The organism is Acetobacter sp. AN02, assembly GCF_029759835.1.
Taxonomy (GTDB): domain Bacteria; phylum Pseudomonadota; class Alphaproteobacteria; order Acetobacterales; family Acetobacteraceae; genus Acetobacter.
In genome coordinates, this window is sequence record NZ_JAJJND010000089.1 from 1 (window position 1) to 10167 (window position 10167).

A 10167-nucleotide genomic window follows, 5' to 3' on the forward strand; every position below is an offset into this window, starting at 1 on the left:
GTCAAACGGGATGAAGCTGCTCATCTCACCACCTTACAACATCACCACTTCACAGTGTGCCCCAACCCGACAGGCTGCTAAAGAAATCAAATATGAGTCAGGGCATCCCAGAGTTGGTATAAGGCAGGACAGCCTGTCGCTCTTCCAGGCTTGATCTGAAGCGGGAAAAGGGCTTCCTTCCGGACACTGAATATTTTCCGGAGGTACCGTTATGGCGGACCCGTTCGTTCATCCCCAGGATGAAACCGCGGCCGAGGCGATTGCCGCAATCGGCGAAGAGCTGTCCATGTTTGATGACTGGATGGAGCGCTACCAGTACATCATCGAGCTGGGCCGCTCCCTGCCTGCCTTTCCTCAGGAATGGACAAACGACGCCCATCGGGTTCCGGGCTGCCAGAGTCAGGTATGGCTGGAAGCAAAGCATCAGGGAGATGACCTGTTTTTTGCAGGAGCCTCGGATGCAGCTATCGTTTCGGGCCTTGTGGCCCTGCTTCTCAGGGTCTATTCCGGGCGCCCGCCTGAGGAAATTCTTGCAACCGGACCGGAGTTTCTTCACGAACTCGGACTGGTGCAGGCTCTTTCAGCCAACAGGGGAAATGGTGTCGAGGCAATGGCTCAGGCCATCCGCTCCGCCGCAGCACAGGACAGGTCCGCAGAGTGAGCGGGCCACGCCCGGCAATATCCATCCGCTATTGCACGCAGTGCAACTGGCTCCTGCGGTCTGCATGGATGGCACAGGAAATTCTCTCAACCTTCGGTCGTGATATCAAAGAAGTTGCCCTGATTCCTGATACCGGGGGGCGCTTCGAAATCATGGCCGATCATGTGCTTGTATGGGAGCGTAAGCGGGATGGTGGTTTTCCCGGACCGAAGGAACTCAAACAGCGTATCCGCGATATCATCGCCCCCGATCGTGATCTGGGACATATCGATCGTTGAAAAAAAAGCCCCGCTGAAAAGCGGGGCTCTGATCCTCAGCTGCGTGTCTTTTCCCTGAGTGCTGCCAGCACATCATCCGGTCGTATCGGCAGATGCCTCATCCGGATACCGACAGCATTGAAAATCGCGTTACTGATTGCCGGAGCAACGGTCGTCACCCCGGGCTCGCCCAGACCGGTCGGCTTTTCCGTGCTATGGATAAACTCCACATCCATCTCCGGAACGTCCGTGATACGCAGCGGCGTATAGGTGTCGAGGTTGCGGTCCTTCGGCTGACCGTCAACAATCTCGCCTCCCTCGCAAAGCGCCATGCTGAGCCCCCACAGAGCACCGCCCTCAGTCTGCGCCAGAGCACCATCCGGATCCACGATGGTGCCTGCGTCGATCACGATCCAGATTTTCCGGCACGTAACGACGCCGGTCTCACGATTGACGTGGACAAGTGCAGCACCGGCCGTCCAGGTCGGCATACCGCGTTCCTGACCAAAGCCGGTCGCGATACCCAGCGCTGTATCCGGGTCGGACTGTTTCTGCCCCCAGCCGCATTTCTCAGTCAGTCGCCTGAGAACGGCATTCTGCCGCAGGGCACCTCCGGTGGAGTCCGGTGCCTTCCCCTTATTGCGACCGTCAGGCCCTTCACCGTTGAGCATGGAAAGACGAAGCTCAACCGGATCACGTCCGATTTCGTGAGCAACCTCATCCCAGAACTGCTCCGTAGCCCAGGGGGTCCATCCTGCACTCACCGAACGCAGCCAGCCCGGACGGAAAGTGTCGTTCGCAAGATCGTTGCTGATGGCGCGGACAAGCATCGGGCCGCAGTCGTACCATGTGTCAGCACCGGAAATGGCGAACTGATCATACGGCTTTCCGTCAGCCCCTTTTTCCATTGCAGCTTCGGCCATGACCTGCGTGGGCCATCCTGCAGAGGCATGATGCTGGAATCCGCTGAAGCCCTTCTTGCCATCCATGGCCAGACGCAGGGTCTGAACCGAGGGAGAGCGGAAGGAATCAAACAGCATATCGTCAGATCGCGTCAGGATCAGTTTGACGGGCTTTCCGTCAATCGCCTTGGACGCCAGAGCTGCAGGCACAACATAATCGCCGTTCAGACGCCGGCCGAAGCCGCCTCCGAGCATGTAGCTGCGCATGATGATCTGCTCTTCGGGAACCTGAAGAGCCTTGGCGAAGACAGGAAGGAAAAGCGTCTGCCACTGATTACCGCAATGAACTTCCCATTTACCGTCCTTGAGGAACACAAGGGCGTTCATGGGCTCAAGCTGATAATGCATCACGCTGCCGCAGGTGTAGGTCCGCTCAAAGACATGCGCTGCCTTCGAGAACGACTCATCAACACCCTTGTCATCCATAATGCGGGACCCGCCCGAACTGCTGGCTGTCTGCTGGCGTCCGTGATCGAGAATATCCCGCTCACTGACATGCGCGGTCTTTCCGGCCTGCCATCTGACATTAAGAAGATCGGTGGCCCGGATGGCCGCAGGGTAGGAAGACGCCAGCACGACAACCCAGCCCGGAACGGTCTCCGAGGGATCATCCAGAGCGATATAACGGATATAGCCCGGGACCTTCTTCGCCGCGCTGTCATCGACTGAAAGAACCTTCGAGCCGTAGCGGGTCGGCGGTATCTTCGGACGGGCATAGACCATGCCGTCCACCCTGGCGTCGATGCCATAGACCGCTTCTCCGGTGGTCTTGCCAGGAATATCTAGCGCTTTGACCTGCTGACCGATCAGGCGACGCTCACCAGGCGTCTTGAGCGGCAGCTTAGCCATCTCATCCGGAGTGAAGCTGCGAGTCGGCTTCGCCTGGGAAACGATCTCCCCGAAGCTGACAGATCGGGTGCCGGCACTGACCACGCTGTTGCGAACCGTGCACTGATCAGCAGGCACGCCAAGCAGCTTTGCGCCTTCCTCGGTCAGGACCGTACGGGCAGCGGCCCCGGCCTGGCGGAACTGGTCCCATGTCTGCCAGACGGACCATGATCCGCCCGTCACCATCATGCCCCATTTCGGGTCGGTATCGACATGGACGATCCGGATCTTCTCCCAGTCGGCTTCCATCTCATCCGCGAGAATACGGGCAAGCGCCGTACCGACGTGCTGGCCCATTTCTGCCCGGATAATATTCACGTCAATAAAGCCGTCCGGCTGCACGCTGCACCAGATCGTGGGCTCAAAACCGGGAGGAACCGGAGAGGGAACGGCCTTACCATCCGGACCGATAATCTGCTCGGCGGAAGCCTTACCGGAGAAACCGAAAGTCAGTCCGGCACCCAGGGCGGTCATCAGGAAGCTGCGGCGGGATAATCCGTTACCCGCCCTGCCGCTCCTGCGGGCAAAGATGCGTTCGGGATTACCCATTGCTGCTGTCTCCCTCGGTGGCGCTGCCGTAATTCCGGGCCAGCTCTGCCGCCTGCTTTATCGCTTTGCGTATACGTATGTAGGTCATGCAGCGGCACAGGCTGCCGCCCATCACACCGTCGATCTCCTCGTCGGTGGGGGAGGGATAGTCCTTCAGAAGACTTGCCGCCTGCATGATCTGTCCGGACTGGCAGTATCCGCACTGCGGAACCTGAATCTCGCGCCAGGCCTGCTGCACGGGATGGCTGCCCTGCGGATCAAGCCCCTCGATGGTCGTGACATCCGCTCCCTGAATTGCAGAGATCGGGGTGATACACGAGCGGGTGGCGCGTCCGCCAACATGCACGGTGCAGGCACCGCACTGCCCGACGCCGCAGCCGAACTTGGTTCCGGTCAGCCCGAGATCATCGCGGATGGCCCAGAGGAGCGGGGTATCTTCCGGGACATCAAGCGAGACGTCACGGCCGTTGAGTCTGAATGTGATCATGATATGGCTCCGTGGTCTCTGCTCAGTGCGACGCGTTCACGGGGGACTGTTCCACCAGCTTCCGTGCTTCGGCCGCCTTGTGTTCAAGATCCGTCCATGGAGGCAGGGTTGTCCGGGTGCGACGCAGCCAGGCGGCGATGCGGGCCATATCCTTGTCGGAAAGGGCTTTATAGAAGCTGGGCATCACGACACCGCTCTGACCTTCCTCGTTTGAAATGCCGCGCAGCATCACGAGATAGAGGTTGGTCGGCTCGTTCAGCCACAATGCACTGTTCAGCGCCAGTTCCGGCCGTCCGAGCACGGGCGAGGGAGCAGCGTTATAGTGACACGCGGCACATGCGCCCTGATACAGTCTTGCATCGGGATCTGTCTGGAAACCCGTCAGATCCTTACGTGACGCTTCCATGGCTGTGGCCAGCGCCTTCGTATCTCCGGCCTCACGCTCTTTCGCATGATCGACCCATGCGAAGTAATGGGCGATGGCGCGGACATCGGATTCCGGGATTTTTGACAGGAAGCTGTGCGGCACGGGGGACATCGGGCCTGCGGCCGGACCGTGCAGCGGGGCAACGCCGTTGCGGAGATACTGGAACAGTTCTTCCTCTGTCCAGACAGTCGGCGTCGGGTTGGTGGCGTTCAGCGGAGGAGCAATCCAGCCATCGACGACGGACCCGTTATAGGCGTGTCCCGTTTTCTCGGCTCCGGCGAGGTTGCGCGGCGTGTGGCACGAACCGCAATGGGATGCGCCTTCCGCAAGATAGGCACCACGATTCCACTGTGCATCATGCTTCGGGTCATTCACATAACGTCCCGGGGTGAAGAACATCATCTTCCAGCCTGCCATAACGATGCGCGGCGTGATGCTCAGCGGGAAACCGTTCGGGCGCGGAGTCATTTTCTCCGGCTTGCGGGTCATGATCCAAGCATAGAGATCCGAGATATCGGCATCGCTCATTTTTGTGAAATGATCGTAGACGAAGGCCGGAAGGAGATGATGCCCGTCGCGGGACACACCGTAATGCATGGCGCGGCGGAGCGCGGCCTCGGACCAGTTACCCAGGCCGGTTTCCGGATCGGGGGTGATGTTGGGGGAGAAGATGTCTCCGAACGGCGTGACCATCCGGTAATCTCCGGCAAGTTCCGGACCACCGCCAAGATCGGTGCGGGTATGACACTCCGCACAGTAACCCTGGGCGGCCACGATGCGGCCGCGCTCGATTTTCGCTGCCGGGAAACTGCCTGCGGCGGGTGGAGAAATCTTCGGGATTCCCGGCCACCATGCGTACCACAGAAAGCCTCCGCCACCGATGACGACAAGGCCGACTATGGCCAGAAGGATGCGTTTTAACACTTTACCCCCGGAATACAGAAACGACACCGGACGCCTGCATCAGGAGCAGGCATCAGGTTCGGTTAAATCGTCAGGCTGTAAGGCCCGTTATGAAAATAATGTCGCTATGTCACTTAATATGTCATGAAGGGGGTATCTTCAACATATTCGTGCACGGGCGTATTGTCTGTATTTTCATATATATAGACATTTATAAATAAATACCTCCGGATTCCTGGCGGAAAACCGGAGGGATTATGCCGGAATATGTAATAATCAGACGTATGGCAGAGAAGCTGAAGGCACAGAGGAACCAAAAAAAATGACACCTGGTGTCATTTTCCGGGTCAGGAAACCTGCTTTCCGTCAGAGAATCAGATACATCAGAACGAGATCAAGCCACTCTCCCTTGCGGATACCGGTCTGGGGAAGAAGGCCGCCGTGAACGAAGCCGCGGGAACCGTGCAGACGGATGGAGGCCTCGTTTCCGCCCGTAATGGCTGCGACCATCACATGCATTCCGCTGCCGCGTGCCTTTTCGATCAGGGCATCCAGAAGAAATCCGCCGATCCCCTGGCCCTGGGCCTCGGGCGTGACATAGAGGGAGTGCTCGACTGTCAGGCGATACCCCTCGAAGCTGCGGAACGGGCCGTATGACCCGAAACCCGCGATGGTGCCGTCCATATCCTCTGCGACCAGCACCGGAAAACCGGCGCTGATACGGCCATCCATCCATTCCCGGCGCTGTTCGGGCGTGAAGGGAGAGGAGACCCACAGGGCGTTCGTCTCCGCAATGGCCCGGTTGGTGATGGCGAGGATGGACGGAAGGTCGCTGCTCTTTGCCGGGCGGATGCGGATATTCATGATGCTTTATCCTGTTTTCAGTGGAATCCCGCGGGTTTTCGCAGGATCAGCGTCGCCCAGTCCCCCTCGCGAAGCGTGGTTTCGAGAATCAGTCCCTGCCGGAGGTGGGCGGACAGAACCATGCGGGCCTGTGTATTGAGCAGTCCCGCAAGGATGGCCATGCCCCCCGGTGTGAGGTTGCGGGCGAGGTCTTTTGCCATCTTACACAAAGGACGGGCCAGGATGTTGGCAAATACGAGATCGTAAGGAGCCTGTTTCCTGATTTCCGGCGTGCGCCACCCGTTGCCGTGACGACAGGTGAGCAGCCCGCCAAGGCCGTTACCCGTGGCGTTGGAAGCCGCCACACGCACGGACCAGGGTTCGATATCCACGGCAAGGACCGGACGATGCAGCAGGGCTGCGGCTCCCATGGCAAGGATCCCGGAGCCGCAGCCGAGATCAAGGATACGGCGGGGCTTGCGATGTGCGATGTGTTCCAGAGCGCGGAGGCAGCCGCGTGTGGAGCCGTGCTCGCCGGAGCCGAACGCGATTCCGGCATCAAGAGTGAGCGTGATGCGCCCGGCGCGCTTTTCCGCGGGAAGATGCGTGCCCCGAATGATAAAGCGGCGTCCGGCTTCCTGTTCCGGAAAGGCCTCACAGGTCCGGGCCAGCCATCCTTCCGCCTCTGTCGTGCTGCGTTCAAGCGTGGCGTCGATGCCGGTCGTCAGTGCAGCAAGGGCGAGCGCAGAGATCAGTTCAGGCTCCGCATGTCCCTGATCCTTCACGCCTTCGATGCGCCAGATGCGTTCGTCCTCATCCACCTCGAAAATTCCGACCGTGGTGCAGACACAGGCAATGGCGGACTCATAGGCCTCGACGGCAGGTTCAGGAACCGTGACGGCAACCGTTTCAAGGGAAGTGGCGTGGCGGCGTGCGGCTGGCGGCATGATCAGAGCTTTTCAAGGAAGGAAGGGATGACCCGGCGCGTATCGCCGCTGTCGAAGGCGACCTCCGCCGCGCCGCTGTCTGCGCTGACGACGATGCCTTCGCCGAATTTCGCGTGGCGGACACGGGAGCCGATTTCAGGTGCATTCTCCTGCTCCCTCGTCCGGCGGACAGTGCTGAAGGAGACAACATTACTGCGCGATGCGGTCCGGGGAGGTGCGGATGTGCGGCGGGGGGCGCTGAAGACTGAATCCGAGAAGAAACCGCTGTAGTCCTCCTGCGGGATACGGCGGGGGGACTGATTTTTCCGCACGGCGTATTCATCGGGGATTTCCTCAATGAAACGACTGGGGAGCGCATCCTGCCAGTTTGCAAAAATCCGTCGCCGGTCGGCATGAAAGATCACCGCACGATAGCGGGCGCGGGTGAGGCCGACATAGGCCAGCCGCCGCTCTTCCTCCAGCCCCTTCAGACCGCCTTCATCCAGCGTGCGCTGGGAGGGGAAAACGCCTTCCTCCCAGCCGGGCAGGAATACGGTGTCGAACTCCAGGCCTTTCGCCCCGTGGAGTGTCATGACGGAAACGCGTCCGCCTTCGTCATTTCCCTCGTTCTCCATGACGAGCGCCACATGGTCCAGAAACTCCCGCAGCGTTCCGAAATCGGCCAGCGCGCGGACCAGTTCCTTCAGGTTCTCAAGCCGTCCGGGGGCCTCGGGTGAGGTGTCCAGCTTCCACATGGCAAGATAACCCGCGTCTTCCAGCAGGGTATTGACGGCAACCACATGTCCTTCCTGCGCCAGCGTCGCGCGTCCTTTCGCAAAAGCTCCCATCAGTTCCGAAAGCTGATCGGCCATTTTGCCGCGCAGGGCGCCGGAAGCGAGCATGGCCTCCGTGGCACCGGCCAGTCCCGTCATGAGATTGCGGCTTTCGGCACGGATTTTCTGCAGTGCCGCGGGGCCGACGCCGCGTCGGGGGACGTTGACGATCCGCTCGAAGGCGAGATCGTCCGAAGGCTGCACCATGACCCGCATATAGGCGAGAGCGTCGCGAATCTCGGAGCGTTCGTAAAACCGCAGACCACCCACGATGCGATAGGGAATACCGGTCTGGACCATGCGCTCCTCGAACGCGCGGGTCTGGAAGCCCGCGCGTACCAGGATCGCCACCTCTCCCAGCTTATGTCCGCTCCGGCGCAGGGCATCGATCTCATCGCACACGCTGCGGGCTTCGATTTCGGAATCCCCGACGCCGTTAATCTCTACCGGCCCGCCCTGCGCGTCGTCGTGCCCGGGACGGAGTGTCTTGCCCAGGCGGCTGTCATTATGGGCGATCAGTCCGGCGGCAGCGCCCAGAATCTGTGCGGTAGAGCGGTAATTGCGCTCCAGGCGGACGATTTTCGCGCCGGGAAAGTCTTTCTCGAAGCGCAGAATATTTTCCACCTCCGCACCGCGCCAGGAGTAGATCGACTGATCATCATCTCCCACGCAGCAGATATTGGCCGGGCCATCCGTTCTGCGGGCAAGCAGGCGGAGCCAGAGATACTGGATCGTGTTCGTATCCTGATACTCATCGACCAGAATATAGCGGAAGCTGCGGTGATACTGCTCCAGGACATCCGGCCGGTTGCGGAGAATTTCCGTCACATGCAGCATCAGATCGCCGAAATCGCACGCATTGAGCTCAAGAAGGCGGGCCTGATAGGCCTGATAGATCTGCCTGGCCTTTCCGTCTGCAAAATCCGTATCGTCGGCCGGCGTGATCCGTTCCGGGGTCAGGCCACGGTCCTTCCAGCGCTGGATCACCCCGAGCAGACCCGGAGCGGGCCAGCGTTTGAGATCAACATTCCACGGCTGCATCACCTGCTTGAGCAGTCTGAGCTGATCATCCGTATCGAGAATGGAGAAACTGCTGGTCAGTCCCGCATGTTCGGCGTGGCGGCGCAGCATCCGTGCACAGAGGGCATGGAACGTGCCGAGCCAGTGTCCCTCAGCCGCCTGGCCAAGCAGTGCGGAGACGCGTTCGCGCATCTCGCTGGCCGCCTTATTGGTGAAGGTGACGGCAAGAATCTGCCACGGGCGCGCACGCTCCGTCAGGAGAATATGTGCGAACCGTGTTGTCAGCACGCGGGTTTTGCCCGTGCCCGCGCCTGCAAGGACGAGCAGCGGGCCTTCGGTTGTCTCAATGGCGGCGCGCTGCTCGGGATTGAGCCGTGCGAGATAGCCGTCGCCGTCTGAAGGAGGGCCGGGCGGAAGGGAGGCTGAGGAAGTCACGGGAAGAGTTATAGGGGGCGGAGGCTGCGTGTGGAAGGGTCGATATATCCGGGTGCCGTGCCCGAGGATCAGCTTCAGGACAGGGAGTAGACCAGAATCGGTTTGAAGCTGCAGATCGTGCCGCTGATCTCCCTGTACACCCGTGCAGGAATACCGATACCCGGAGACACCTCTTCATCCTCGCGCGAGGTTCCGAGGAATGCACTCAGGCTGAGGACACCCCGGATTTCTCCGTCCGCAATATCACTCATGGCTTTTTTGAATATATTGCGGGCAAAGCGACCGCCTTCGTTTTCATTGAAATACTGCTTGAAATCATAAATACCCTGCCAGCCCATGGCGACGATGATGGTGTTGGCATCAAGGCGGAAGGCACAGAAAAAATGGTCACCCGCGCCATGCCCCTGTGGGGAAGCAAAGGCAAGCTGGAACGTCAGGAGTTTACCTGCGTCAAGTTCCTTCATGATACGGGCGGTGATACCGCCAGTTGGATTAATGACGGTTTCTGGGGGCAGGAGGTCACAGGGCGCCTTATTCATCAGCCTTGCGGTGATGACGGTTGCATTCATGGCGCAGGAACGATCATCATATCTGCCTTCCGCAGGCGACAATCCGCCATTGGCCTGCCTTATATCCCCCGCGAGTTCGTTGCCGGATGCCAGAGATCTGAGTTTCGCAAAGGCGACCTGTCCGCTCATGATATATCCGTTTTCCGAATGTGAGGATCTGTTCCGTAATACAGCCCGAAGATCCGGGTCACAGCCATGAGTTGATTTTCCCCGTTATTCCGCCTCTGCGGACGACATGCGGCACTACGGGCGATGTGTGTCTTACGATCAGATCTCTGCTCTCTCTCATGGTTATGCCCGCAAATCTGTCTCCGATCATCCACGAGCCGACTGATACCAACCGTTGATTGCTAGAACCTATGAGCCCAATCTCGCAGTCCGATTGACATGATGCGCCAAGGTTGTTC

General features: G+C 59.7%; 10 protein-coding genes. 2 read left to right on the forward strand and 8 right to left on the reverse strand.

What is annotated here, in order from left to right; genetic code table 11:
- Window positions 1–211 precede the first annotated feature (211 nt).
- Complete coding sequence (locus LOC54_RS09875) at window positions 212–661, forward strand: SufE family protein (RefSeq protein WP_279313647.1); 450 nt, start codon at window positions 212–214, stop codon at window positions 659–661.
- Window positions 658–939 (forward strand): SelT/SelW/SelH family protein, encoded by a 282-nt coding sequence (locus LOC54_RS09880; protein ID WP_279313648.1) that lies wholly within the window; start codon window positions 658–660, stop codon window positions 937–939. The genes LOC54_RS09875 and LOC54_RS09880 overlap by 4 nt, the downstream gene beginning before the upstream one ends.
- 35 nt (window positions 940–974) lie before the next feature.
- Here the strand turns inward: LOC54_RS09880 and LOC54_RS09885 are convergent, their stop codons facing one another.
- The 8 genes from LOC54_RS09885 to LOC54_RS09920 all read right to left on the reverse strand — a co-directional run bounded on the left by LOC54_RS09885 (window position 975) and on the right by LOC54_RS09920 (window position 10100).
- On the reverse strand, window positions 975–3317 hold the full coding sequence (locus LOC54_RS09885; RefSeq protein ID WP_279313649.1) for a xanthine dehydrogenase family protein molybdopterin-binding subunit: 2343 nt from the start codon (window positions 3315–3317) through the stop codon (window positions 975–977).
- The gene (locus tag LOC54_RS09890) at window positions 3310–3804 is read right to left on the reverse strand and encodes a (2Fe-2S)-binding protein (RefSeq protein ID WP_279313650.1); all 495 of its coding nucleotides are present in this window, start codon (window positions 3802–3804) and stop codon (window positions 3310–3312) included. The genes LOC54_RS09885 and LOC54_RS09890 overlap by 8 nt, the downstream gene beginning before the upstream one ends.
- A 22-nt stretch (window positions 3805–3826) precedes the next feature.
- Window positions 3827–5155: a cytochrome c gene (locus tag LOC54_RS09895; RefSeq protein ID WP_279313651.1), complete on the reverse strand. Its 1329-nt coding sequence runs from the start codon at window positions 5153–5155 to the stop codon at window positions 3827–3829.
- Window positions 5156–5500: 345 nt separating this feature from the next.
- Window positions 5501–5998 carry a GNAT family N-acetyltransferase gene (locus LOC54_RS09900; protein WP_279313652.1) on the reverse strand — a complete coding sequence of 166 codons (498 nt, stop codon included), beginning with the start codon at window positions 5996–5998 and terminating at the stop codon, window positions 5501–5503.
- 17 nt (window positions 5999–6015) lie between these two features.
- Entirely contained in the window at window positions 6016–6924 is a 909-nt protein-coding gene (locus LOC54_RS09905; protein ID WP_279313653.1) for a 50S ribosomal protein L11 methyltransferase, read from the reverse strand.
- 2 nt (window positions 6925–6926) lie between these two features.
- Window positions 6927–9191, reverse strand: coding sequence for an ATP-dependent helicase (locus LOC54_RS09910; protein ID WP_279313654.1), 2265 nt, complete (start codon window positions 9189–9191; stop codon window positions 6927–6929).
- A 74-nt stretch (window positions 9192–9265) separates the two neighbouring features.
- On the reverse strand, window positions 9266–9889 hold the full coding sequence (locus LOC54_RS09915; protein WP_279313655.1) for a hypothetical protein: 624 nt from the start codon (window positions 9887–9889) through the stop codon (window positions 9266–9268).
- Between the two features lie 58 nt (window positions 9890–9947).
- Window positions 9948–10100 carry a glutathionylspermidine synthase family protein gene (locus LOC54_RS09920; protein WP_279313656.1) on the reverse strand — a complete coding sequence of 51 codons (153 nt, stop codon included), beginning with the start codon at window positions 10098–10100 and terminating at the stop codon, window positions 9948–9950.
- Between the last annotated feature and the right edge of the window lie 67 nt (window positions 10101–10167).